The organism is Ruegeria sp. YKSD163 (assembly GCF_059612905.1).
Genome location: NZ_JBXWRM010000001.1, coordinates 41,317 through 66,597 on the forward strand (window position 1 = coordinate 41,317; position 25,281 = coordinate 66,597).

Below are 25,281 nucleotides of genomic sequence, written 5' to 3' on the forward strand. Positions count from 1 at the left end.
TGCTTGCAAGTGTTCATCCGAGGCAAGCCCATGTCCATCGAAACCCGCGCGGCCAGACAGCCCTGGATCCTGCTTTCCCCCGCGCTGGTGGCGGTGACCTTGCTGCTGCTGGTGCCGCTGATGTTCATTGTGGTCTACAGCTTCTGGCTGCGCACCGCGACCGGCGCGGATCAGGTCGGGTTCTATCTCGACAACTGGCAAGAGGCGCTGACCGACCGGTTTTACCGGGATATCCTGATCAGTACCCTGCGCATTGCGGCGATCACCACGTTCTGCTGTGCGTTGATGGGGTACCCGGCGGCCTATTTCATAGCCAGATCGCGCGGGAACAAGGCGATTTTGCTGTTGTTGCTGATGCTGCCTTTCTGGATCAGCTACATCATCCGCACGATGAGCTGGATCAATATCCTGGGGGTATCGGGTGCGCTCAACTCCGTGCTTCTGTCGCTGGGGGTGATCGGCGAACCGATCCAGATGCTGTATAACGAGACCACCGTGATCCTGGGGCTGGTGCATTTCCTGCTGCCCTTCATGGTGCTCAACATCTATGTCAGCCTTGAGGGGATCGACACCAATCTCGAGGATGCGGCCAACTCGCTGGGCGCCACGAAATGGCAATCCTTCGTTCAGGTGACATTGCCGCTATCGCTGCCGGGTTTGGCGGCGGGCGGGCTGCTGTGTTTCGTGTTGGGGGCGGGCACCTATATCACGCCGCTTGTGCTGGGTGGGCCGCGCGACGCGATGTTCGCCAATCTGGTGTTCGAAGCCATCATCACCCAGCTGAACTGGCCGCTCGGGTCCGCGCTCAGCCTCATGCTGCTGGCGGTGCTGGGGGCGTTGGTGATGATCTACAACCGCTATCTGGGAATGGCCCAGCTGATGAAGGGGTTGGGTTGATGGGGTGGCAGCTTATCCGTGCGTGGTCGATCGGCGTCTACATCTTCATGTTCTTGCCGGTGGCCGTGGTCGTTTTGCTCAGTTTCAACGCCTCGCAATTCGGCAGCTTCCCGATGACCGGCGTATCGGTGCGCTGGTTCGTCGAACTGTGGAACAACGATGCCATCCTGCGCGCCTTTCGTACCTCGGTGGTGCTGGGTCTGCTGACGGCGCTGATCTCGACCACGCTGGGCGTTCTGGCCAGCCTGGCGCTGGTGCGCTACAAGGTGCCCGGCGCCAATGCCATCTCGACCCTGCTGATCGCGCCCATCCTGGTGCCCGAGGTGGTGCTGGCGGTGGCGCTGCTGTTGTTCCTCAACTTTCTGGGCGTCAACAAGAGCTTTGGCCTGCTGCTGTTCGGTCACGTCATCTTTACGCTACCCTTCGTGATCCTGGTGGTGCAGGCGCGGCTCATGGGGATCAAGCGCGACGTGGAAGAGGCCGCGATGAGCCTGGGCGCGACCCCGGTCCAGACCTTCTTTCAGATCACCCTGCCGCTGATGATGCCGGCGGTGCTGGCCGGTGGTCTCTTTGCCTTTACCATCAGTTTCGACGATATCACCGGCACCCTGTTCTGGAAGCCCGGCGGTGTCGAGACCGTTCCCACCCAAATTTTTGCCATGCTGCGGAACTCGATCTCGCCCGAGATCAACGCGCTTGGCACCGTGATGATTGTCATGACTGTTGGTCTGCCCCTGCTGGGGGCGGCCATCGCGCGGCAATTGGCCAAGAAGAGCGGCACCTGAAAGCCGCTTCAGATCAACGACATACCGACAAGGAGTGAGACATGACCAAGAAAATGGACAATACCACCCGCTATGAGCGCCTGCGCGAGCGCTATATGAACGGCGATATCGACAGGCGCGGCTTTCTGGGGCTGATCGGTGCCGCTGGCCTGGCCTATGGCGTGCAAACGCCCTTTGCCCGCTATGCCCATGCGGCCACCGAACAGGTGCGGTTCGATGGCTGGGGCGGCGTGGTATCCGAGGCGTTCCGCAAGCACGCCTTTGATCCCTATACCGCCAAGACGGGTATCAAGGTGGTCGATGGCACCTTTGGTGGCGGCGACGAATATCTGAGCCGGGTCAAGGCCAGCCAGCCGGGCGAATACAACATCGCCCACCTGTCCGGCGTGTTCGATTACGCGCGCTATCATGGGCTGGGACTGACCTCGGAGTTGAACGAGGCCAATATCCCCAACCTCGAATTCGTCATCCCCAAGCTGGTCGATGTGTTCCGGGGTGTCACCGGGGGCAAGCTGTCCTGCGTGCCCTATGACTATGGCACCACCGGTCTGGCCTATAACCGCAAACATATCAGCGATGACCGGATGAAGGAGATGGGCGCCAAGATCCTCATCGACGACAGCCTCAAAGGCAAGATCGGTGGTTGGAGCGACTGGCGCACCCGCATGTGGTACGCCGCGTTGCAGACCGGACAGGATCCGAACGGTGTGACCGACGAAGACGCCGCATGGGACGCGGTGCGCGCGCATCGCGACCTGGCGCTGAAATACTGGACTTCGGGGGCCGAGTTGATGAGCCTGCTTGCTGAGGAAGAGATCTATGTGACCGAAGGCTGGTCGGGCCGCATCTATGCGTTGCAGGAACAGGGCCACGACATCGGCTACATGGATCCGCCCAACGGATTCGGTTGGCAGGAATGCCTGTTCGTGATCAAGGGCTCGCCGATGGAGGCCTGCGAGGAACTCCTGAACTTCATGCTGGCGCCCGAGACCTCGATCGCGGTGGCCGAGGGGCAGAACTATCCCACCGCGCTTGACCCGAACAAGGTCGATCTGGGTGACAAGATCCCGACGCTGCCGGCCTTTGACCCGACCGGCACGCTGGCGGGCCTGACCTTTGCCGATCCGGACTATTGGAACGGGCATGAGGCGGAATGGTCCAAGACCTTCGGTCGCGTCCAGAAAGGCTATTGAGCCAAATCCGTTCCCCGGGGCAAGGCGTCCCGGGGAACATCCCCCTGATCCGGAGAATGGTCCCGTGAGTTCCGTCACCCTCAACAAGATCGTGAAGCGTTTCGGCGAATTCACGGCGGTGCACCCCACCGATCTCGACATACCCGAGGGCGCCTTTGTCACGCTGCTTGGCCCGTCCGGCTGTGGCAAGACAACCAATCTGCGCATGATCGCGGGATTGCTGGACCCGACCGAGGGCGAGATCCTGATCGGCGGGCGGCGCATCAACGACGTGCCGATCCACAAGCGCAATCTGGGGATCGTGTTCCAGAACTATGCGCTGTTTCCACACAAGACCGTGGCCGACAACGTGGCGTTCGGGTTGAGATACCGCGATGTGCCCAAGGCGGATATCGCGGCCAAGGTTCAGGCCGCACTTGATCTGGTGCAATTGCCCGATGTCGGCAACCGCTATCCCAAGGAGCTGTCTGGCGGCCAGCAGCAGCGTATCGCGCTGGCGCGCGCCATCGTGATCGAACCCGAGGTGCTGCTGCTTGACGAGCCGCTCTCGGCGCTCGATGCCAATCTACGCGAGGATATGCGGGTCGAACTGAAACGTATCCAGCATCAGATCGGGGTCACCACGGTGTTCGTGACGCATGACCAGTCCGAGGCGCTGGCGATGTCCGACAGGATCGTGGTGATGAGCGCGGGGAGGGTCGAACAGGTCGGCACCCCGTCCGAGGTCTACAACACACCTGCAAGTGAATTTGTGGCCCGCTTTCTGGGGGCCTCCAATATCCTGGCCGGGACATGCCTTGGCGCAGACGCGCAGGGTGTCACGTTGGAGGTGCCGCTGTTCGGCAAGGTTCCGGTTCCAACGGCCCGTGCGGTTGGGGTCGCTTCGGGTCCAGCCAAGCTGGTGCTCAGGGCCGAACGACTGACGCTCTATGATGAAAGGGCGGATCTGTCGGGGCTGATCACGGCGCCGGCCACGGTCGAGACGGTCGATTACCAGGGTCAGACCGTACGGTATTTCGTGCGGCTGGGCGAAACGCAGTTACAGGCAATCAACATGATCGACGAGCGCCCCTTTGCCGAGGGCAGCACGGTGACCGTCGGTTTCCGCCCGCAGGATTGCGCGGCGCTGCGAGGGGCGTGAGATGTCGCATCTTTTCTATCAGGGGCGCGGCCGCAAGCCGGTGCTGGACCAGGCGCGCGGCGTCTATATGTGGGACCAGGACGGCAACCGCTATCTGGATGGCTCCTCGGGCGCGATGGTCTGCAATATCGGCCATTCCAATCCGAACGTGCTGGCCGCGATGCAGCGCCAGATGGAGAAATCCACCTTTGGCTACCGGCTGCATTTCGAGACCGAGGCCTCGGAGAAACTGGCCTCGAAACTGGCGGGGCTGGCGCCCGAGGGGTTGAACAAGGTGTTCTTTGTCTCGGGCGGGTCCGAGGCGGTGGAAAGCGCGCTCAAACTGGCCCGGCAATACATGAACGCCACCGGGCAGGGCAGCCGGTGGAAGGTGATCTCGCGCCGCCCCTCGTATCATGGCAGCACGCTTGGGGCGCTGGCGGTGACCGGCTATACGCCGCTCAGCGCGCCGTTCGAGCCGATGCTGCGGCAGATGCCCAAGATCCCCGCGCCACGCGCCTATCTGGACGGGCTGGACCCGGAGGTTCCCGAGACCGGCCATCACTATGCCGACATGCTGGCCGCAAAGATCGAGGCCGAAGGCCCCGAGACCGTGGCAGCCTTTATCGTCGAGCCGGTGGGCGGTGCCTCGACCGGGGCGCTGGTGCCGCCTGTGGGCTATATGGAACGCATCCGCGAGATCTGCGACCGCTACGGTATCCTGATGATCGCCGACGAGGTGATGACCGGAGCCGGGCGGACGGGTCGGTTCCTGGGATCAGATCATTGGAATGCCCGTCCCGATATCATCGTGATGTCCAAGGGGCTTGGCGCGGGCTATGTGCCGCTGGGCGCGATGATCGTCGACGAACGGCTGGTCGAACCGGTGCTGGACGCGGGCGGGTTCGCGCATGGCTATACCTATGCGGGCAATCCCTTGGCCTGTGCCTCGGGCCTTGCCGTCGTCGAAGAGATCGAGGCGCAGCAACTCTGCGCCAATGCCGCCCGGATGGGCGCGCGGTTGCAGGCGCGGCTGCATGGACTGATGCAGAAACACGCGATCATCGGCGACGTGCGCGGCAAGGGATTGCTGACCGCCTTTGAACTGATGGCCGACCGGGACCGCAAGACGCCGCTGCCAAAGGGCTTGAACGCCTATCAGCGGCTGGTCGATATCGCGTATGGCAAGGGGCTGATCGTCTATTCCCGCCGCACCCGCGACGGGGTCGAGGGGGATCACATCCTGGTTTGTCCGCCGTTGATCGTGACCGACGCGCATCTGGACGAGATCATCGAGGGGCTGGACGGATCGCTGTCGCAATTCGCCGATGAGATCGCTGGAAAGGTCGGCTGAGATGTCGCCGATCCTGATCACCTGCGCCATCACCGGCTCGATTCATACCCCGTCGATGTCGCCCTATCTGCCGGTTACCGCCGACGAGATCGCGGGTCAGGCCGTCGAGGCGGCAGAGGCGGGGGCGGCCATCCTGCATCTGCACGCGCGCGACCCCGAGACCGGGCAACCCTCGTCGCGGGCTGCGGATTTCATGGGCTTTCTGCCGCGTATCAAACAGGCCAGCGATGCGGTGCTGAACCTGACGACCGGGGGCAGCGCGGTGATGACGCTTGACGACCGGCTGGCCGCGCCCAGACAGGCCGCGCCCGAAATGTGCAGCCTGAACATGGGCACGATGAACTTTGCACTCTATCCGGCGGCGGACCGGATCCACGACTGGAAGCACGACTGGGAAGAGCCGTTCCTGCGCAATTCCGACGACCTGGTGTTCAAGAACACGCCGCGCGACATGGCGCGCATTCTGACCGAGATGGGCACAGACCGAGGCGCAAGGTTCGAATTCGAATGTTACGACGTCGGGCATCTCTATATGTTGCGTCATTTCGTGGATCGCGGTCTGGTGCGGGGGCCGCTGTTCATCCAGTTCGTGTTCGGCGTGCTGGGCGGGATCGGTCCCGACCCCGAGAACCTCATGCACATGAAGACGATTGCGGACAAACTGTTTGGTCAGGACTATCTGTTTTCGGTCCTGGCCGCCGGGCGCCATCAAATCCCTCTGGTGACGATGGCGGCGGCGATGGGGGGGCATGTCCGCGTGGGGCTCGAGGACAGTCTGATGATCTCGCGCGGGGTGCTGGCCCGGTCCAACGCCGAGCAGGTGCGCAAGATCCGCCGGATCGTCGAGGAACTGGGCCGAGAGGTGGCAAGCCCCGGCGAGGCGCGCGCGATGCTGGGGCTGAAAGGCGCGGACAGGGTGGCGTTCTGATGGACCTGGTTTTTCGCATTGCGGAACAGGCTGATGCCGCGGCTCTGAACCGGGCGCTGCAACGTCTGTCGGACGATCTGGGCGACCGTCACCGGGCGCGTCCCGCCGATCTGGAGCGCGCCGGTTGGGGCGCGGCGCCGGCCTTTCGGGCGGTTCTGGCCGAGAGGGCGGGCGAGCTCGTGGGTGTGGCGCTCTATTCTCCGCTGTTCTCGACGACACGGGGTGGGGCCGGGCTTTTTGTGTCGGATCTGTGGACCGCGCCGCAGCTGCGCGGCCAGCGGATCGCCTCGCGCCTGCTGGAGGCGGCGCTGGCGGATGGCCGCCATCTCTGGGGCGCGGGCTTTGTCAAGCTCAGCGTTTATGACACCAGCACCCGGGCGCGGCGGTTCTATGATCACCTGGGGTTCGTCTCGGCCGGTGGGCAGAGCGAGCTGATACTGGACGAGGCCGGTTGTGCGGCCCTGAAAGGAGAGGAATGAAAGCGGTATTCGACAGGCGGCAATGGCTGCACGATCCGAAACACTTCATGGCCAACGGCGCCATTCTGCCCAATCCCGAACAGCCCCGCCGCATCGAAGTGCTCAAGGCCGGGGCCGAGGCGGCAGGCTGCGTGTTCGCGGCGCCCGAGGATGCCGGGCTGGCGCCGATCGCGGCACTGCATTCGGCCGAATACCTGACCTTTCTTCAGAACATCCATGCCCGCTGGCGCCGGATTCCCGGCGCCGGGGCCGAGGTGATCCCCAATATCCACCCGGCGGCGCGGACGGACGGATATCCGAAATCCGCGGTCGGGCAGGCGGGGTATCATCAGGCCGATACCGCCTGTCCCATCGCCGAGGGCACGTGGGAGGCGGCCTATTGGTCCGCCCAGTCGGCCATTGCCGGGGCCGACCTGATCAGCGGCGGCGAACGGGGCGCATATGTCCTGTCACGCCCGCCGGGCCATCACGCCTTTGGCGATCTGGCGGGCGGGTTCTGTTTCCTGAACAATTCCGGCATCGCCGCCCAGCGGTTGCTTGACGCCGGTCTGCGCCCGACGATCCTCGATATCGACGTGCATCACGGCAACGGGACACAGGGCATCTTCTATGACCGCGACGACGTTCTGACCGTGTCGATCCATGCCGACCCGGCACGGTTCTATCCGTTCTTCTGGGGCCATGCGCAGGAACGCGGCGCCGGTCGGGGATTGGGGGCCAACCTGAACCTGCCGCTGGCGCGGGGGACGGGGGACGATGACTATCTGGACACGTTGGCCGTCGCGTTGCGGCAGGTGGCAAGCTTTGGGACCGAGGTGCTGGTGGTGGCGCTTGGCCTCGATGCGTCGATCGACGATCCGTTCCAGGGGTTGGCCATCACCGGCGACGGATTTGCCCGGATCGGCGCGGCCCTGGCGCGGACCGGGCTGCCGGTGCTGTTCGTGCAGGAGGGCGGATATCTCTCCGACAGTCTGGGCGACAATCTGACCCGAGTGTTGACCGGGTTTCAGGAGGCGTCGTGAAAACGTCGGATGTCCTTGTGATCGGCGGCGGCATCGCCGGGGTCAGCGCGGCGGCGGAACTGTCCGCGCATATGTCGGTGCTTGTGCTCGAGGCCGAGACGGCGCCGGGATACCATGCCACCGGACGCTCTGCCGCGATCTTCATCCGCAATTACGGCAATGCCACCCTGCGCGCGCTGAACGTGGCCTCGGCCCCGTTCCTGGCCGCGCCCGAGGGGGTCAGCGCGCACAGCCTGCTGTCGCCCAGGGGCGAGATGCTGGTGGCCACCGAAGAGGAACTGCCGGCGCTTGACGATTATGCCAACGGCGCCAGCGGGCTTGAGTCGCTGACACCGGCACAGGCGGTGGAGCTGGTGCCGATCCTGCGGCAGGAGCGGATCGCCGGCGCCATCATCGAATGGGATGCGCAGGATATCGACGTCGACCGCATGCTGGGCGGCTACGCACGCATGCTCAGGGCCCGTGGCGGGCAGGTTGTCACCGCCGCCCCGGTGACCGGCATCACCCGCGCGGCGGGCGTCTGGACCCTGACCACAAGGGACGGCAGCTATCAGGCACCGCTGCTGGTCAACGCCGCCGGGGCCTGGGCCGACGAGGTGGCCCGCATGGCCGGAGCGCGCATGCTGGGGCTGCAACCGATGCGCCGGAGCGCGGCGCTGCTGCCACCTCCCGGCGGGCAGGACATCCGTGCCTGGCCGCTTTTCGCCAGCGCCGCGGAACACTGGTACGCCAAGCCCGAGGCGGGCCGGCTGATGGTCAGCCCCGCCGACGAGGACCCGGTGGCGCCGCATGATGCCTGGCCCGACGACATGGTCCTGGCCGAGGGGCTGCACCGCTATGAACAGGCGGTGCGCGAACCGGTGCAGCGGGTCGAGGCAAGCTGGGCCGGCCTGCGCACCTTTGCCCCCGATCGCAGTCCGGTGGTGGGTTTCGATCCGGAGGTCGAGGGGCTGTTCTGGCTGGCCGGGCAGGGGGGCTACGGCATCCAGACCGCGCCCGGCCTGTCCCGCCTGACCGCCGCTCTCATCGCCGGGCATCCGCCCGAGCTGACACCGGAAACCGTCGCGGCACTTGACCCGGCACGCTTTATTCCCTGACAGAACAAGGACCCTGTTATGACCGAGATCACCCGTCTTCATTCCGGCACCCGCATGAGTCAGATCGTCCTGCATGGCGAGACCGTCTATCTGGCGGGGCAGGTCGGCACGCCGGGTGCCAGCGTCGCGCAACAGACGCGGGACTGTCTGGACCGGATCGACGCGCTTTTGAGTGAGGTCGGCAGCGATCGGACCCGGCTTCTGCAAGTGACGATCTGGCTGGCGGATATGGCGGATTTCGACGAGATGAACGCGGTCTGGGATGCCTGGGTGCCCAAGGGCCATGCCCCGGCGCGGGCCTGTGGCGAGGCAAAACTGGCGACGCCCGACTATCGGGTGGAGTTCATCGTCACCGCCGCGAAAGGTATCTGACCAAGGCGCCCCGGCGGGCGTGAACGGCGCGACCATCGGACACCGATCCCCCGCAATTGCGCGCGCCTCTGACATGTCGGAGGTTTCGGCACGCCACAGGACCTGTGCCAGTTGGCATCGGGTCAGAGCTTATCGGGTCAGATCAGAAACAGAGCGGGTTTCGAGGCCCTGACGCCCTGTCCCCCCACAGCCAACACGCGCGGCAGAGCCCGGTGTGCCGGATGACGTGATCACCCGGCAAGCAGTCCTAACGGACCCGGCTGCGCGTGTATTGGCGGACCCGGTCGCATGGTCTTTCTTGTGTCTTTCTCGAAAAAGGAACGGGCGATGCAATGCATCGCCCGGGAGTGAGGGTGGTCCCGTCCGCAGGAAACCCCTGCGGACGGTTCGGCAATGGCCGGCTTAGATAGGCTCGTCGCCTTCGTCGCCTTCGTCGCCTTCGTCGTTTTCATTGCCTTCGTCGTCTTCGTCGCCTTCGTCACCTTCGTTGCCTTCGTCGTCTTCGTCTCCCTCATCTCCTTCGTTGGCATCGGCCTGGCTGTCGCCCTCGTTGCCTTCGTTGCCTTCGTCTCCTTCGTCTCCTTCGTTGCCTTCGTCACCCTCGTCGCCTTCATCGCCGTCGTTGTTGTTGAAGACCTCGTTCTCTTCGTCGCCTTCGTCGTCTTCGTCGCCTTCGTCGCCTTCGTCGTCTTCGTCGGCTTCGTCGCCTTCGTCATACTCGTCGGCTTCGTCGCCTTCGTCGTCTTCGTCGCCTTCGTCGTACTCGTCGTCTTCGTCGTCTTCGTCGCCTTCGTTTTCTTCGTCGCCTTCGTCGTTTTCGTCGTTTTCGTTATCCTCGTTGTTTTCGTCGTATTCGTCGTTCTCGTCGTACTCGTCGTTTTCGTCGCCTTCGTCGTCTTCGTCGCCTTCGTCGTATTCGTCGTTCTCGTCGTCTTCGTCGCCTTCGTCGTTCTCGTCGGCTTCGTCGTCTTCGTCGCCCTCGTCGTCTTCGTCGTCTTCGTCGCCCTCGTTGTCTATGCCGCCTTCATCACCTTCGTCGCTTTCGTCGTTTTCATCGCCCTCATTGCCTTCGTCGCCTTCGTCGAGCTCGTCGTTTTCGTCGCCTTCGTCGCCTTCGTTATACTCGTCGTTCTCGTTGTCCTCGTCACCTTCGTCGCCTTCATCATATTCGTCGTGCTCGTCGTTTTCGTCGTCTTCGTCGGCTTCGTCACCTTCGTTGTCTTCGTCGCCTTCGTCATCTTCGTCGGCTTCGTCGTCTTCGTTGCCTTCGTCGCCTTCGTTACCTTCGTCGGCTTCGTCACCTTCGTCGTGCTCGTCGGCTTCGTCGCCTTCGTCGGCTTCGTCACCTTCGTCGTTCTCGTCGCCTTCGTCGCCACGATTGTCGATATTGGCTTCGTCACCTTCATTGCCCTCGTCACCGTCATCGCCGGTGCCGGTTTCTGGCTCGTCGCCTTCATCGCCTTCGTCGTATTCGTCGCCTTCGTCGCCCTCGTCGTTTTCGTCGTGCTCGTCGAATTCGTCGGACTCGTCGCCTTCGTCGTTCTCGTCGCCTTCGTCGAACTCGTCGTCCTCGTCGTCTTCGTCGCCTTCGTTACCCTCGTCGAATTCGTCGCCTTCGTCGTATTCGTCGTCCTCGTCGCCTTCGTTGCCTTCGTCACCCTCGTCGTTTTCGTCGTTCAGATTGGTTTCGTCGCCTTCGTTGCCTTCGTCGTTTTCGTCGCCTTCGTCACCTTCGTCGCCTTCGTCATCTTCGTCGCCTTCGTCGTCTTCGTCGCCGTCGTTCTGGCCCTCGTCGCCCTCGTTACCTTCGTCGTTTTCGTCGCCTTCGTCGCCTTCGTCGCCCTCGTCGAATTCGTTGTCTTCGTCGCCTTCGTCGCCCTCGTCGCCTTCGTCGTTTTCGTCGCCTTCGTCGAATTCGTTGTCTTCGTCGTTCTCGTCGTATTCGTCGCCTTCGTTGTTCTCGTCGTCTTCGTTGTCTTCGTCGTCCTCGTCGCCTTCGTCGCCTTCGTTGCCTTCGTCGTCCTCGTCGTTCTCGTCGGCTTCGTCGCCTTCGTCGTCCTCGTTATCCTCGTCCCACTCGTTATCCTCGTCGCCCTCGTCGCCTTCGTCGTCCTCGTCGTCTTCCTGGCCTTCTATTTCTTCGTTGCCTTCATCGCCTTCGTTGCCTTCGTCGTCCTCATCGTCGGTCTGGGGGCCTTCGTCGCCCTCATTGCTCTCGTCGTCCTCGTCGCCTTCGTCGTCCTCGTTGCCCTCGTCGCCCTCATTGTCATAGGGATCGTTGGCGTCGCCTTCGTCGCCTTCGTTGTCTTCGTTGCCTTCATTGCCTTCGTTGTCTTCGTCGCCTTCGTTGCCGGCTTCGTTGCCTTCGTCGCCTTCGTTGCCTTCGTCGTCCTCGTTGCCTTCGTCGTCTTCGTCGCCTTCGTTGCCTTCGTCGGCTTCGTTGTCTTCGTCGCCTTCGTCGCCGGACTCGTCGCCCTCGTTGCCTTCGTTATCCTCGTTGCCTTCGTCGTCCTCGTCGCCTTCGTTGCCTTCGTCGGCTTCGTCGTTCTCGTCGCCCTCGTCGTTTTCGTCCTGCTCGTCGTTTTCGTCGCCTTCGTCGCCGTCGACTTCGTTGCCTTCGTCGTCCTCGTTGCCTTCGTCGTCCTCGTTGCCCTCGTCGCCTTCGTTGCCCTCGTTGCCTTCGTCGCCCTCATCGCCTTCGTTGGCTTCGTCGCCTTCGTTGTTCTCGTCGTCTTCGTTGCCTTCGTTACCTTCGTTGCCTTCGTTGCCCTCGTTGCCCTCGTTGCCTTCGTTGCCTTCGTTGCCTTCGTCGCCGAGGTCTTCGTCGCCTTCGTTGCCTTCGTCGCCTTCGTTGCCTTCGTCGCCTTCGTTGTCTTCGTTGTCCTCGTTGCCTTCGTCGCCTTCGTTGCCCTCGTCGCCTTCGTCGGCCTCGTTGCCTTCGTCGTTCTCGTTGCCTTCGTTGTCTTCGTCGCCCTCGTCGGCTTCGTTGTCTTCGTCGCCTTCGTCGTGCTCGTTGCCTTCGTCGTCCTCGTTGCCTTCGTTGCCTTCGTTGCCCTCGTTGCCTTCGTCGCCCTCGTCGCCGCCGTCGGCTTCGTTCTGTTCGTCGCCTTCGTTGCCTTCGTTGCCTTCGTTGCCTTCGTTGTGCTCGTTGCCTTCGTCGTGCTCGTTGCCCTCGTCGTCTTCGTCGCCTTCGTCGCCTTCGTTGGTTTCGTCGCCTTCGTTACCCTCGTCGCCATCGTAGTAGTCGGGCGCGAAGCTGACAGGGGCGTCCAGGCCGGTCAGGGCCAGGGCCTCGTCGATCAGGTCGGCCAGGTCGATGGTCAGGTCTGCGGTGTTCAGCGATGCGGTTGCGATAATGGCGGTCATGACGGAGTCTCCAGTCAAAAATGGGTCAAAGTTTAAGAGCACGGTCGCATGGCATACGACCGCAAATTCATAAGCTGAGAGAGACACGGGACAGGGAAAGCAGTTCGGAAACCTGCGCCGAAAGCGCATTAAAAGAATGGAAATCCGACCCGCACAATCCCGCGGGGCTCATAATGGGTCAAAGTGATGCCAGGCGGCGCCACGACCCCGTAACTGCGTTTTTCAAAGTCATGTTTGCGCCGAATCGGATTCCTGTCAACGGTTAACTCCGGGCAGGACGAAGGCCTATCACGCCGACGTCGTGCCTATCGTGTCATGCCGCAAAGCAGCGAAACAAGAACCGAAAAAGACGCTTCTCCGCGGAAGAGCTCTGTCAGGAATCGGGTATCGCGCGGGGCCTGCCCAGGTATGAGCTGCAGCGCAATCTGGCGCGCGAGGGGATAGTTCCAGTTGTAGTCATATTGCGCCTCAAGCGTATCGAGCGCCGCGCGCAGCCGTCGGGCGACCGGGCCGAGATCGGTGGCCGCGCGGCGCGCGTAGACCTCATGCACCGATCCGGACAGGGCCTCGTCGTGCTGGCTCAGCGCCTCCGTGACGATAGCCTCTGCGAGAAAGGCACAGGTTTCGCGCACCAGAGGTGGCAGCGCGGTTCCGGGACAGCAGGTCAGTTGCAGCGCGTGACCGAACTCATGCGCCACCGTCAGCACGTCATTCGCCTGTCCGGTCAGCGGGCACGAAACATAGACCCGGCTCTGGACTGGCACGAGCAGGGTAAAGGGTCTTGGATGGCGTTCCCGATCGGGGGCAAAGTTGACCAGAGTCTGCCCGGCGGTCTTGCTGATATCGCTGTCTAGCGTCGGCAATTCCGCCGCCAGACAGTCCGCGACCAGCGACCACAGGGCGGGACCGTCAGGGATTGCGGCATCGGGCGCCGAGACAGCCGGCGGCAACAACGGTGTTTTCAGGCCCAGAAGTTCCTGGCAGGTTTGCGCGCTCAACCCGTGTAGCTGAAGCCAACCTGCAACGGTGGGTGGCGGTTCGGAACTCACTGCCGCGCCGCGCAACCCTGGGGTGGTCCGATCTGCCGGGTCAGTGGTTCTCCGGGTGGCAGCAATTCGCGGATATACGCGATTCGTGCTGGAACCGCCTCAAGCGTTACTCTCGTATCAACCGGCGGAAACCGGTCCGGGTGATGCAGGATGGCAAAGGCAAAAAGCGCTGTTTCTGCAAGGTCTTCACGCTCGGGGCGTTTCTGTCCGTATTCGGTCAGGAACATGCCGTCCGATCGCTGGGCCGCGATCCAGGCTGGCGCCAGCCGGTGGGCATGATCCCATGAGGCGTGGACCGCCTCGTGAAACAGAGACTCTTCGAGATGGTCATAGCTCAGCCGGTTCGCGGTCGTGTCCGCATAGACGACGATGCCACCGGTCCCCGCATGGTACCCGCGCCGCCCGTCATGCACGCTGAACCGCTTGATCCCGGCCCGCAGCGCCGAGGGCAGGCGTCCAAGCGCCGGGGCATAGAGTTCGGCCTGTTCCCTGGCGTTTTCCGGCGATCCGAATTCGGGGTTGATGGCGATCTCGATCGACGCGCCATCCGCGTATTGCGCCTGGAAAAGATACGCCAGGACAATGGGTTCTCCGTCAACGCGTTTGTCCCAAATCTGGCGTTCCGCGCGGCCCAGTTCGTCGAGACAGACAAAGGTCGTGGGATCGTCGGCGCGGATGATGTCGAACACCGTACCCGCTGTGTTGTCAAAGGGCGCAGGCTGCTGCTGCGCAATCGCCGGCATGGCACAGATGCAGAGCAGCCCGGCGGTGGCGAGGCGCAGCGCTCCGCGCCAGCGGGGTCGGGCCGGGCGGACAGATGCGGTGGGGAGGGAAGAGTGTGTCATGCTGAAAGGGTGACGCAACGGTGGGATCATGACAAGCGATCTTGACATTTTGCCACGCAAAGCCGGTGTGGCGCGGGCGGCTGGATCCGGCATCGGATAATGCCCGCCAGGCGTCGCTGCAACGCAGCAACCGCGCCTGATGAAAGATTATTTCCGAATGCTCCTTTTCCTAAGCGTTGCAACGCGGTGCGAATTTTGCAAGCATCCGGGCATTCGATATTAATATTCACTCAAGAGAGACTATCCATGTCGCAAAAAGACCTCGGTTTTGTCCGTCGTTCCTACTTTCCAACGATGATTTTCCAGATCGACGTGCCCGAGCCGGAAGAACTGAACAATAAACTTCTCGCGTCGATCTATGCAGAGCGTGAAAGAGACAAGAAGGGCATCAGCCGCTCGAACATCCCCGCGCTTGGTGGATGGCACAGCCATAACGACCTCTACAAGTCGAAGGAATATGCCGATCTGGTCGGGTTGATCGGCAACGCCACCGATATGATCTCGAAGGACCTCGGCTATGCCGACAGCCACACGATCCGCATCGGAACCATGTGGTCGATCATCAATCCTCCGGGTTGCGTGAACCGGGCGCATGTGCATCCCGGCTGCCTGTGGAGCGGGGTATACTATATTCAGGCACCGGAAAACTGTGGTAGCATCGAATTCATCGAACCGCGCACCGTGCATCTGATGAACCAAGCCAAGTTCCAGCCCAACAAGAAGCGGGCGCGCGAAAACTGGACCAAGGTCCGCTATACCCCCGTCGCGGGGCGCATGATCATTTTCCCGGCCTGGCTCTATCATGCGGTGGATCCGAACGAGACAAAGGAAACCGGAGATGCCGGCAATCGGGTCATCATCAGCTTCAACCTGAACCAGGTGAAGAAATCCTGACCCCCTTTGTCTGATAGACACGGCTCTGTCTTTCTGCACTGACAGAGAGCAGGGGGTGGCGATCTGGCGAACGAACCGTCGCGAGGGCGGGTATGTTCGCCGGGTCGCGTGAAAAGGAGGGGACCGAATGAACGCGGCAAAGGCCCTCAGAGGCTCCGCCCGCAAGGCCGTCCGCAAGGGGGGGCTTATCCTCAGTTCTGCCTTTGTGCTGAGTTTCGCCGTCAATCTTCTGCGGTTGGGCGGCCCGTTTTTCATGATCCTGGTCTATGACCGCGTTCTGACCTCCAGATCGATGGAGACGCTGATCGCGCTGTTTTCGCTGTTGATCGTGTTGTTGATGGTGTTGGGAACGCTTGACTATGCGCGCAAGCGGTTGCTGGCCCGGTTCGGAGCGCAGTTTCAGGAACAGATGGAAGAAACCCTGCTGCGGAATTCGGGGCGCAACCATGTTTTCCAGCACAACAAGTCGAAACCGGCTGTCGGACTGGACGAGGTGGATGGCCTGCGGGGGTTCTTTCACTCCGGTTCGCTGATCGCGGTCTTCGATTTCATCTGGACGCCTATGTTTCTGACGGTGGTGTTCTTTCTGCATCCGCTGCTTGGTTGGGCCTGTGTCGCCGGTGTGGCGCTGATCGGGCTGCTGGCGCTGATAAAGGCGGTGTTCATGGGCGGACGTCGCGAGCGCGCACGCGACAGCGCGGGCGCCGTCGCCACCCTGCGGAGTGTCCTGATCGCGTCACGGGAAACGGTGCGTGGCCAGGACATGGGGGTGGGGTTCCGGCCCAGATGGCAGAAGGCGCGCGAGGACGCGCGTGACGACGCCATCGCGCTCAAGGACTGGACCGGCTGGTTCGACAGCATGTCCAAGGTCACTGTCATGGTGGTGCGCTATTCGGTTCTGGCGACCGGCGCCTATCTGACGCTGAACGGTGTTCTGACCGTCGGGGCCATGGTGGCGGCAACCTTCCTGGTGACGCGCATCTTGGGGCCGGTAGACCGGTTCTTTACCCAGATCCCGCAGATGTTCCAGGCCCGCGATCACTGGCAGCGTCTGAACGCCATTCTGGCCACGCGGGCCGAAGAACTCGAGGACGAGTATGCCGAACAGCCCGGCGCCCTGCATCAGCTGATGCTGGACAACGTGTCGGTCCGCTCGCCCCTGACGGGCAAGCTGATCCTGCGCTCGGTGTCGCTGGTCGCCGAAGCCGGAGAGATCATCGAGATCAACGGTTTGTCGAGCCAGGGCAAGACCGTGCTGATGGAGACCATCCTGGGCATGTGGTCGACATCGTCAGGCGCTGTTCTGGTCGGCGGGCGGCACAGTTCGCGCCTGACCGACGCGGATGCCCGCAAGCTGTTCGGCTATGCGCCCGACAATCCGAGCTTTGTGGCGGGCACGATCGAAGAGAACATCTCGGGCCTCGATACCGAGGCGACCCCGGATGCGGTCAGCCTTGCGGCCAGACGCGCGCGTATGCATGCCGCGATCAGTTCACTGCCCGATGGGTACAAGACGATGCTGGATGCGCGGGGCAACTGCCTGTCGAGTTTCGAGCGCTATCAGCTGGGCTTGGCACGCGCGTTCTACGGCGACCCCAAGATCCTGCTGATCGACGGGCTTGATTCCGACATGCTGGTCAGGATCCCCAAGAAACTGAAAGTCACGTTCAACGCCTTGAAGAACAACGGAACCACCATCATCCTGACCTCGCGTGATCCGCTGGAACTGCCCTATGTCGATCGGCGCTTTCAGTTGAAGGACGGCAAGCTGACCGAGATGCTGGCCTCGGGGGCGATGTCGAAAAGACAGGTCACGGCCAAGAGCAAGGCCGAGCCGCCCGTCAAGGAAACCGAACAACGACCGAATGTTTCGGTTCTGCGTGACATACGATCGAAAGATTCGGAAAAAACGGGGACAAGATAGGTCATGGACGACCCGAAATCACGGCGCAGAACATGGACCACCGGGCGCCCCTTTGCGGTAACGGTCTTCTCTCTGATCTTTCTGCTCGGCTGTCTAGCGGTCTGGTCGACACGGGCCAATATCTCGGGCGCGGTGATCGGGTCGGGAACGATCGAGGTCTCCACCTCGATGACAGCGGTGCAGCACCCCATCGGTGGTGTGGTCAGCGAGATCTATGTGCGCAACGGCGACCGGGTGCGAGCCGGAGATATCCTTGTCCGGCTGGACAGCCGCCAGTTCCATTCCGACCTGAATGTCGTCGAGGGCGAACTGTTCGAGGTGCTGGCCAATATCGCGCGACTTCAGGCGATAATGGATAACCAGCGGCAGATGGTCCTGACACCGGTGCTGGAGGAGGCGGCGCAGGCGCGGGCAGAAGTCAGGCTGATGGTCGAGCGGCAGCAACGCCAGCTTGCCGCGCATTTCGAGGCGATCACCTCGGGCATGCATCTGCTGGATGAACAGATCACCCAGGTGCGCGCAGAAATCGCCGGTGTCGAGGCGCAACTCTTGGCAAAGCAGGACGAGATGCGCCTGCTGTCGCTGGAGATCGTCAATGCCGAGCAGCTTGCGGAACGCAAGCTGATCACGATGTCGGAACTCTACAAGCTGAAAAAGGACGACGTCACCATCCGGGGCGACATTGGCAAGAACGAGGCCAAGATCGCGGAACTGCGCGGCAAGATCTCGGAGCTGAATCTCAAGCGCCTTGTCGTGATCCCCAACGCACAGGAAAAGGCTGAAGAAGAACTGCGCAAGCTGCGACCGCTCAGAACCCGTTTCATGGAAATGCGCCTGAGCCTGCTGGACGACCTGTCCAAGCTGGAAATCCGTGCCCCGGTCAATGGGAAGATACACGAAACCCAGGTACAGGGGCGCCGCTCGGTGATCACCGCGGCCAAGCCGCTGATGATGATCGTGCCGGATGACGATCCGTTCCAGATCGGCGTGCGCATCGCCGCGGCCGATATCGACCAGGTTTTCATCGGGCAGGAGGCATCGATAAAGTTCCGCGCCTTCAACGCGCGCGACCTTCCGATCATCCTCGGCGCGGTGTCCCGTATCTCGCCGGATGTCACGCTGGATCCGCTGACCAAGAAGTATCACTACGACGTCAAGGTCGCGCTGAACGCGGGCGAGGAGACCAAGCTCAACGGACGCGCCCTGTTGCCGGGCATGCCGGTCGAGGCGTATATCGCGACCGAAAGCCGGACCGCGATCAACTATGTCGTCCGCCCCATCAAACACTTCTTCGACCGGGCCCTGCGCGACACCTGATTGGGGCCTGGGCTGCGCAGGCAATAGCCGTCGAGCGGACCCGGATCATCCCAATGCACACGGCACTGGCGCCGAGACATAAGGAACTGGAAAGTGGCCGCCATGCAGCGGCAGGGGATTGTAACCTTCCGCAGAGATTCTGTGGATAACGACAAGCACACTACGCCCCGAAAGCTTCGGAATAATATTGCTGTCCAGGGGGATAGTGGCGGAGAGACAGGGATTCGAACCCTGGGTGGGCTTGCACCCACAACGGTTTTCGAGACCGCCCCGTTCGACCACTCCGGCACCTCTCCGCGGGGGTCTGTGAGGGGGGGATTTAGTGAGGTTCGCGCGGGGGTGCAAGCGGAAAGTGACAAGTTTTTGCACCGGCTCGAATTTCCATTGCCCGTGCGGGTAAATGGCTTAGGCTTGGCATATGACACGACTGTTTCGCGACACCTTGCCCCTCCTTTTCGGCTTTTTGCTTCTTGGTCTCGCGCTTGCGCAGCCGCTCAGGGCGGCGGACCGGGCGCGGATCGAGGCGTTTCTCGTCACCACCGGTTTCGACGTGGCGCTGGATTCGATTGCCCAGGCCTCTGCCTCGGCGCCGGGGATGCTGGGGCTGGAGGCCGAGAGTTTCGGCAGCCAGTGGACCACATTGACCCGCGAGGTGTTCGATACCAAGGGAATGCGTGTACAGGCGCTGGATATCCTGGAACAGACGCTGAGCGATGCGGCGCTTGATCATGCGGTCGAATTCTATGCCTCGGACCTGGGTCAGCGGCTGGTGGTGGCCGAGAACGACGCACATATGGCCGATGACGATCTGAAGGAAGAGGCGGGCGAGGCTATCGTGTCCGAACTGGTCCGGCATGGCTCGGGCAGGGTCGAGAGCCTGAAACGGATGAACCGCGCCATCGATTCCTCGGGCACCGCGCTGCGCGCCTTGCAGGAGATTCAGCTGCGGTTCCTGCTGGCGGCCAGTGCCGCCGGGGTGATCGATCTGCAAATGGAGGTCGAGGATCTGCGCGAGCTTTTGCGCGGCAACGAGACCGAGATGCGCAATGCGCTCCAGCTTTCGGCGCTGGCCTCGGCGGCCTATACCTATCAGGCCTTTTCCGATGACGAGGTGGACGCCTATACAGAGGCGCTGGAACAGCCCCTGATGCAGGAGGTCTATGAATTGCTGAACGCGGTGCAATACTCGATCATGGCCGACCGGTTCGAGGTGCTGGCGGTTCGCATGGCGGAGCTTCAGCCGGTGCAGGAGTTGTGATGCGGCGCGTCTGGGCGGTTCTGTGCCTGTGGCTGGCCGCGCCGGTGGCGGCCGACCCCGCGTTCGATGATCTGGCGCAGGCCATGCGGTTGACCGAGGTGGTCGAGATCCTGCGCGACGAGGGGCTGCGCTACGGCGAAACGCTGGATGCCGAGATGCTGGACGGGACAGGCGGCGCGTTCTTCGCCGCTCAGGTGGCGCGGATCTATGCGCCCGATCGGATGTACACGGCATTGAGCAGCGCGCTGGCGGATCACCTGGATGAAGAACAGGTCGCGGCGGCGACCGCGTTTTTCCGGACCGAAAACGGCCAGACCATCCTGACACTGGAAAACTCGGCCCGGCGCGCCTTTACCGATGACGGTATCGAGGAAATGGCGCTGGAGCGGGCCGAGCGGGCAGGGAAGGATGACACCCGCCTGCGCCAGGTGGCCGAGTATGTGGCGGCAAATGACCTGATCGGCCAGAATGTCAAAGGGGCGATCAGCGCCGATTTTCAGTTCTACCGTGGTCTCAGCGACGGGCAGGGAACCGCGCGCGATGACGGTGCGGTACTGGCCGGCCTGTTGGAGGCCCGCGACGAGACCGAGGCCGAGACCCGGCGTTGGGTGATGGGGTTTCTCTATTTCGCCTATGCGCCGCTGGACGATGCGCAGATGCAGGCCAATATCGACTTTTCGCTCAGCTCTGCCGGGCAGGCGCTGAACACGGCGCTGTTCGATGGGTTCGACCGGCTGTATGGAGCGATCTCCTATGATCTGGGCCGCGCGGTGGGATTTGCGCTCAAGGCGTCGGATATCTGAGTGCCGGGCACCGGTGATCTTGCGGAACCCGCGGCCGACCGCGCGGCAAGGAAAAGACATCCCGCTTGTGCCCGCATTTGCGGTTGACAAAGCCCCGCACGACATGGATAAGCCCGCATCCCGGCCCGGATTCCGCGCCGGGTTTCGTTATCGTTTGGCCTGCCCGGAATCGGAAGGGCCGTTAATCCGCCCGAAACAGGGCGCGCTGTTCGCAGGTGGCTTTCCGTTAGGGGGCCGAAACGCTCGGGGCTCCGGGGACCGAAGAACGCGGTGACAAGAAGGAAAGACGCATGTTTGCGGTCCTCAAGACTGGCGGCAAGCAGTACAAGGTTCAGGCGGGCGATGTGCTCCGCGTTGAAAAGCTGGCTGCCGATGCAGGTGAAAAAGTTCAATTCAACGACGTGCTGATGCTGGGCGGTGACGCACCGGTTGTGGGCGCGCCGCTGGTTGATGGTGCTGCGGTTCAGGCCGAAGTCATCGACCAGATCAAAGGCGAAAAGCTGATCCATTTCGTCAAGCGCCGTCGTAAGCACAGCTCGCAGCGCACCAAGGGTCACCGCCAGAAGCTGACGCTGGTCAAGATCACCGAGATCCTGACCTCGGGCGCCGACAAGACCGGTGTCAAGGCCGCAACCGGCCAGGCCGCCGCAGGCGCCGCTGCACCCGCAGCCGCAGCCCCCGCAGCCGCAGGCTCGGACGATCTCACCAAGATCACCGGTGTCGGCCCCGCCGCCGCCAAGAAGCTGGTCGAAGCGGGCATTGGCAGCTTTGCCGCGCTGGCCGCCTTGTCGGACGAGCAGATTGCTGCTATCGACGCGGTCAAGGTAAAGCCCGAATGGGTTGAGCAGGCCAAAGAGCTGGCTCAAGGCTAAGGAGAGAAAGAATGGCACATAAAAAAGCTGGCGGTTCCTCCCGTAACGGCCGCGACTCCATCGGTCGCCGTCTTGGCGTCAAGAAGTACGGCGGCGAAGCTGTTGGCGCCGGCAACATTCTCGTGCGTCAGCGCGGCACCAAGTTCTGGCCGGGCGAAGGCGTTGGCATGGGCAAGGATCACACGATCTTTGCAACCGTCGACGGCGCCGTGAAGTTCCACAAGGGGCTGAAAAAGCGCACCTTCATTTCGGTCCTGCCGGTGGCGGAGGCCGCAGAGTAAGCCGAAACCCAGAAGTTTTAGAAAAAATTCATGGGGGACCGGCAAGGATTGCCGGTCCCCTTTCTCGTTTTTCACCAAAGTTTCATCGGACGCCCCATGGCCGTTGCCACGACCAGCTTTCTGCTCTTTGCCGCCACGCAGGTGGGCACGCCGGGCCCGGCCAACATGGCCCTGCTGGCCACCGGTGCGCGCTATGGCTTTCGCGCGGCGCTGCCCTTTGTCGCCGGGGTGGCCCTGGGCAAGCAACTGGTGATCTGGCCGGTGGGGTTTGGCCTGATGGAACTCGCCGATCGGGTGCCGATGTTGTTTCAGGCGCTCAAATATCTTTGCGTGGCCTATATCTGCTGGCTCGCCTGGAAGATCGCCAATCTGCGCCTGAGCACTGATGGAGGCGCGTCTGACGCGGCACCGGGGTTTCGCGCCGGGTTGCTGGTGCACCCGCTGAATCCCAAGGCCTGGGCGTTGATCGTTTCCGGATTTGCCGGTTTCGTCGCCCCCGGCACCTTGCCGTTTCAGGCGACGTTGACGGTGGCGCTGGGGCTTTTGGCTTGTCAGGCGGTTTTCCACCCGCTCTGGGCCTTTGCAGGCGATCGCATCGCGGCGGTGGTTGCAGGACGGCCTAGCGAGAAATACCTGATGTGGATGCTGGCGGGGCTGACCGTTGCATCCGTGATTTATGGTGTGTTCGGAGGAGGAGCACAGAAATGAAGTTTGATACGATCATAAACCAGCCGGTCATTGAAACCGAACGCTTTGATCTGCGCCCGCTGCGCAAGTCGGATATGGGGCTGATCGAGCATTACGCCCGCGACGAGCGGGTTGCGCGCATGACCACCTCTATCCCGCATCCGCTGCCTCCGGGCATGGCCGAAGGCTTTGTCGCCCGCGCCATGAGCGAGGAGCGGACCGAGGATGTCTGGGCGATGGATGCCACCCGCGACGGCGGGCCCGAACTGATGGGCCTGATCTCGCTGGAACGGATGGATCGCAACCAGTCCGAGGTCGGATATTGGGTCGCGCCCGTGTTCTGGAATACCGGCATCGCCTCGATGGCGGTCGAGGCGTTGGTGAATGCCAACCCGTTGGGCAACGCCACCATGTTCGCCAGCGTGTTTCAGGACAATCCTGCCTCGGCCAGGGTCTTGACCCATTGCGGGTTTCAGTATCTTGGAGACGCCGAGAGTTATTCGGTGGCCCGCGACGCCGCCGTCCCCACCTGGACCTATAGCCGCAAACTGTGACTTGGCCCGCCCGGGCCTTTGCAGTAGGGAGCACATATGAAATTTCTCGATCTTGCAAAGGTCTATATCCGCTCGGGTTCCGGCGGAAATGGCTGCGTCAGTTTCCGGCGCGAAAAATTCATTGAATATGGCGGCCCCGATGGGGGCGATGGCGGCAAGGGCGGTTCGGTCTGGGCCGAGGCGGTGGATGGGTTGAACACGCTCATCGACTTTCGCTATCAGCAGCATTTCTTTGCCCAGAACGGGGTGCCCGGCAAGGGTCAGCAGCGGTCGGGCAAGGATGGCGACGATATCGTGCTGCGGGTGCCCGTGGGCACCGAGATCCTGGACGAGGACGAGGAAACCGTTCTGGCCGACCTGACCGAGGTGGGCCAGCGGGTGCTGCTGGCCAAGGGCGGCAATGGCGGTTTTGGCAACCTGCATTTCAAATCGGCCACCAACCAGGCGCCGCGCCGGGCCAATCCGGGCCAGCCGGGGGTGGATCGCACCATCTGGCTGCGGCTCAAACTGATCGCCGATGTGGGTCTTTTGGGCCTGCCGAATGCGGGCAAGTCGACCTTTCTGGCGGCCACATCGAACGCGCGGCCCAAGATCGCCGATTACCCCTTTACCACGCTGCACCCCAATCTGGGGGTTGTGGGTGTCGACAATGTGGAATTCGTGATCGCCGACATTCCCGGCCTGATTGCCGGCGCACATGAGGGGCGCGGCATCGGCGACCGGTTCCTGGGCCATGTGGAACGCTGCGCGGTGCTGTTGCATCTGGTCGATGGCACCTCGGGCGATCTGGTCGAGGATTACCACACCATCATCGGCGAGCTTGAGGCCTATGGCGGCGATCTGGCGGACAAACCCCGCGTGACCGTGCTGAACAAGATCGACACGCTGGATGAAGAAGAACGCTCCTTTCTGGTCGAAGAGTTGGAAGAGGCCTCGGGCGGGCCGGTTATGATGATGTCGGGCGCCTCGCGCGAGGGGGTGACCGAGGTGCTGCGCGCCCTGCGGGCACGCATCGACGCCAACCGCCTTCGCGAAAAGCCTGTGGAGGAGTCGCAGCCTTGGCAACCCTGACGGCAGCCCGGCGGCTGGTGGTCAAGATCGGCTCGGCCCTGCTGGTCGACCGCAACACGGGAGACCTGCGCGCCGACTGGCTGCATTCACTGGCGGCCGACGTGGCCTGGCTCAAGGGGCTGGGCCTGGATGTGATCCTGGTCTCGTCCGGCTCGATCGCGTTGGGGCGGGGCGTGCTGGGCCTGCCGCGTACGGCGCTGCCGCTTGAACAATCCCAGGCCGCCGCCGCCGTGGGCCAGATCCGTCTGGCGCGCGCCTATGAAGAGGCGCTGGCCCCGCACAGGATCACCACCGCGCAGGTTCTGGTCACGCTCGAGGATAGCGAGGATCGCCGCCGCTATCTGAACTCGCGCGCGACGCTGGAAACGCTGCTGGGTCTTGGGGCGGTGCCCATCGTCAACGAGAATGACACTGTTGCGACCGACGAGATCCGCTATGGCGACAATGACCGGCTGGCCGCGCAGATCGCGGTCACCGTGGGCGCCGATCAGCTGATCCTGCTGTCGGATGTGGACGGGTTCTATACCGGCAATCCCAGCGACGATCCCGGTGCCACTCGCTTCGACGTGATCGAGCGGATCACGCCCGAGATCGTGGCAATGGCCGGCGATGCGGGCTCGGGCCTGTCCAAGGGCGGAATGAAGACCAAGCTGATGGCAGCACAGATGGCCACCGCTGGTGGCTGCGCCATGGCGATTACCGAAGGATCACCCCTGAACCCGCTGAAAACGCTTGAAAATGGTGCCAACTGTACCTGGTTCACCGCAACGCTTGACCCGCAGGCGGCGCGCAAGCGCTGGATCGCGGCGATGAAGCCGCGCGGCGAAATCACCGTCGATGCGGGCGCCGCGCGCGCGCTGGAGGGCGGCAAGAGCCTGCTGCCTGCGGGCGTCACCTCGGTCACCGGCGATTTTGGACGCGGCGATCCGGTGGCGATCCTTGGGCCTGACGGGCGACGCCTGGGGCAGGGGCTGTGTCGCTATACCGGGGACGAGGCGCGCGCCATTCGCGGGCGGCATTCCTCGGATATCGAGGCGACGCTGGGTTATCCAGGACGCGCCGCGCTGATCCACCGGGACGACATGGCGCTTTGACCTGTCGGCCCTTAGACGC

General features: G+C 62.9%; 24 protein-coding genes and 1 tRNA gene. 21 read left to right on the top strand and 4 right to left on the bottom strand.

What is annotated here, in order from left to right:
- Window positions 1-30: 30 nt before the first annotated feature.
- The 10 genes from AC2FNA_RS00190 (at window position 31) to AC2FNA_RS00235 (ending at window position 9,247) form a co-directional block, all read left to right on the top strand.
- Window positions 31-897 (top strand): ABC transporter permease, encoded by an 867-nt coding sequence (locus AC2FNA_RS00190; RefSeq protein WP_496823498.1) that lies wholly within the window; start codon window positions 31-33, stop codon window positions 895-897.
- Entirely contained in the window at window positions 897-1,682 is a 786-nt protein-coding gene (locus tag AC2FNA_RS00195) for an ABC transporter permease (protein WP_496823500.1), read from the top strand. The genes AC2FNA_RS00190 and AC2FNA_RS00195 overlap by 1 nt, the downstream gene beginning before the upstream one ends.
- 53 nt (window positions 1,683-1,735) lie before the next feature.
- Window positions 1,736-2,875, top strand: coding sequence for an ABC transporter substrate-binding protein (locus AC2FNA_RS00200; RefSeq protein WP_496824296.1), 1,140 nt, complete (start codon window positions 1,736-1,738; stop codon window positions 2,873-2,875).
- A 64-nt stretch (window positions 2,876-2,939) separates the two neighbouring features.
- On the top strand, window positions 2,940-4,016 hold the full coding sequence (locus AC2FNA_RS00205; RefSeq protein WP_496823502.1) for an ABC transporter ATP-binding protein: 1,077 nt from the start codon (window positions 2,940-2,942) through the stop codon (window positions 4,014-4,016).
- 1 nt (window position 4,017) lies between these two features.
- The gene (locus tag AC2FNA_RS00210; protein WP_496823503.1) at window positions 4,018-5,349 is read left to right on the top strand and encodes an aminotransferase family protein; all 1,332 of its coding nucleotides are present in this window, start codon (window positions 4,018-4,020) and stop codon (window positions 5,347-5,349) included.
- A 1-nt stretch (window position 5,350) separates the two neighbouring features.
- The gene (gene kce, locus AC2FNA_RS00215) at window positions 5,351-6,277 is read left to right on the top strand and encodes a 3,5-dioxohexanoate:acetyl-CoA acetone transferase (protein WP_496823505.1); all 927 of its coding nucleotides are present in this window, start codon (window positions 5,351-5,353) and stop codon (window positions 6,275-6,277) included.
- On the top strand, window positions 6,277-6,756 hold the full coding sequence (locus AC2FNA_RS00220; protein WP_496823507.1) for a GNAT family N-acetyltransferase: 480 nt from the start codon (window positions 6,277-6,279) through the stop codon (window positions 6,754-6,756). Before kce ends, AC2FNA_RS00220 begins: the two co-directional genes overlap by 1 nt.
- A complete protein-coding gene (locus AC2FNA_RS00225; RefSeq protein WP_496823509.1) occupies window positions 6,753-7,778 on the top strand; it encodes a histone deacetylase family protein in 1,026 nt (341 codons plus the stop codon). The genes AC2FNA_RS00220 and AC2FNA_RS00225 overlap by 4 nt, the downstream gene beginning before the upstream one ends.
- Window positions 7,775-8,875: an NAD(P)/FAD-dependent oxidoreductase gene (locus AC2FNA_RS00230; RefSeq protein WP_496823511.1), complete on the top strand. Its 1,101-nt coding sequence runs from the start codon at window positions 7,775-7,777 to the stop codon at window positions 8,873-8,875. The genes AC2FNA_RS00225 and AC2FNA_RS00230 overlap by 4 nt, the downstream gene beginning before the upstream one ends.
- 18 nt (window positions 8,876-8,893) lie before the next feature.
- Window positions 8,894-9,247: a RidA family protein gene (locus tag AC2FNA_RS00235; RefSeq protein WP_496823513.1), complete on the top strand. Its 354-nt coding sequence runs from the start codon at window positions 8,894-8,896 to the stop codon at window positions 9,245-9,247.
- A gap of 402 nt (window positions 9,248-9,649) precedes the next feature.
- Here the strand turns inward: AC2FNA_RS00235 and AC2FNA_RS00240 are convergent, their stop codons facing one another.
- From AC2FNA_RS00240 to AC2FNA_RS00250, 3 genes are all read right to left on the bottom strand, one after another.
- Complete coding sequence (locus AC2FNA_RS00240) at window positions 9,650-12,613, bottom strand: hypothetical protein (RefSeq protein ID WP_496823515.1); 2,964 nt, start codon at window positions 12,611-12,613, stop codon at window positions 9,650-9,652.
- A gap of 305 nt (window positions 12,614-12,918) precedes the next feature.
- On the bottom strand, window positions 12,919-13,563 hold the full coding sequence (locus AC2FNA_RS00245) for a hypothetical protein (protein ID WP_496823517.1): 645 nt from the start codon (window positions 13,561-13,563) through the stop codon (window positions 12,919-12,921).
- A gap of 95 nt (window positions 13,564-13,658) precedes the next feature.
- Complete coding sequence (locus tag AC2FNA_RS00250; protein WP_496823518.1) at window positions 13,659-14,507, bottom strand: hypothetical protein; 849 nt, start codon at window positions 14,505-14,507, stop codon at window positions 13,659-13,661.
- Between the two features lie 246 nt (window positions 14,508-14,753).
- Here AC2FNA_RS00250 and AC2FNA_RS00255 point away from each other — a divergent pair, with 246 nt between their 5' ends.
- The 3 genes from AC2FNA_RS00255 (at window position 14,754) to AC2FNA_RS00265 (ending at window position 18,642) form a co-directional block, all read left to right on the top strand.
- On the top strand, window positions 14,754-15,401 hold the full coding sequence (locus AC2FNA_RS00255) for a 2OG-Fe(II) oxygenase family protein (RefSeq protein ID WP_496823520.1): 648 nt from the start codon (window positions 14,754-14,756) through the stop codon (window positions 15,399-15,401).
- 127 nt (window positions 15,402-15,528) lie between these two features.
- Window positions 15,529-17,325, top strand: a complete 1,797-nt coding sequence (locus AC2FNA_RS00260) for a type I secretion system permease/ATPase (RefSeq protein ID WP_496823522.1) — start codon at window positions 15,529-15,531, stop codon at window positions 17,323-17,325.
- Window positions 17,326-17,328: 3 nt separating this feature from the next.
- Entirely contained in the window at window positions 17,329-18,642 is a 1,314-nt protein-coding gene (locus AC2FNA_RS00265; protein ID WP_496823524.1) for an HlyD family type I secretion periplasmic adaptor subunit, read from the top strand.
- Between the two features lie 206 nt (window positions 18,643-18,848).
- On the opposite strand, the gene AC2FNA_RS00270 is transcribed toward AC2FNA_RS00265, so the two are convergent.
- Window positions 18,849-18,938: transfer RNA gene (locus tag AC2FNA_RS00270), tRNA-Ser, on the bottom strand.
- A 122-nt stretch (window positions 18,939-19,060) separates the two neighbouring features.
- Between AC2FNA_RS00270 and AC2FNA_RS00275 the strand changes: the two genes are divergently transcribed.
- The 8 genes from AC2FNA_RS00275 (at window position 19,061) to proB (ending at window position 25,262) form a co-directional block, all read left to right on the top strand.
- The gene (locus AC2FNA_RS00275; RefSeq protein ID WP_496823526.1) at window positions 19,061-19,900 is read left to right on the top strand and encodes a DUF2059 domain-containing protein; all 840 of its coding nucleotides are present in this window, start codon (window positions 19,061-19,063) and stop codon (window positions 19,898-19,900) included.
- Entirely contained in the window at window positions 19,900-20,703 is an 804-nt protein-coding gene (locus AC2FNA_RS00280) for a DUF2059 domain-containing protein (protein ID WP_496823527.1), read from the top strand. Before AC2FNA_RS00275 ends, AC2FNA_RS00280 begins: the two co-directional genes overlap by 1 nt.
- A 290-nt stretch (window positions 20,704-20,993) precedes the next feature.
- Window positions 20,994-21,575, top strand: a complete 582-nt coding sequence (locus AC2FNA_RS00285; protein WP_496823529.1) for a 50S ribosomal protein L21 — start codon at window positions 20,994-20,996, stop codon at window positions 21,573-21,575.
- 11 nt (window positions 21,576-21,586) lie between these two features.
- Window positions 21,587-21,856: a 50S ribosomal protein L27 gene (gene rpmA, locus AC2FNA_RS00290; RefSeq protein WP_011047720.1), complete on the top strand. Its 270-nt coding sequence runs from the start codon at window positions 21,587-21,589 to the stop codon at window positions 21,854-21,856.
- Between the two features lie 96 nt (window positions 21,857-21,952).
- Window positions 21,953-22,564, top strand: a complete 612-nt coding sequence (locus AC2FNA_RS00295) for a LysE family translocator (RefSeq protein ID WP_496823531.1) — start codon at window positions 21,953-21,955, stop codon at window positions 22,562-22,564.
- Window positions 22,561-23,097, top strand: coding sequence for a GNAT family N-acetyltransferase (locus AC2FNA_RS00300; protein ID WP_011047718.1), 537 nt, complete (start codon window positions 22,561-22,563; stop codon window positions 23,095-23,097). The genes AC2FNA_RS00295 and AC2FNA_RS00300 overlap by 4 nt, the downstream gene beginning before the upstream one ends.
- A gap of 36 nt (window positions 23,098-23,133) precedes the next feature.
- Window positions 23,134-24,168: a GTPase ObgE gene (gene obgE / locus AC2FNA_RS00305; RefSeq protein WP_496823533.1), complete on the top strand. Its 1,035-nt coding sequence runs from the start codon at window positions 23,134-23,136 to the stop codon at window positions 24,166-24,168.
- Entirely contained in the window at window positions 24,156-25,262 is a 1,107-nt protein-coding gene (gene proB, locus AC2FNA_RS00310; RefSeq protein WP_496823535.1) for a glutamate 5-kinase, read from the top strand. The genes obgE and proB overlap by 13 nt, the downstream gene beginning before the upstream one ends.
- Window positions 25,263-25,281 lie beyond the last annotated feature (19 nt).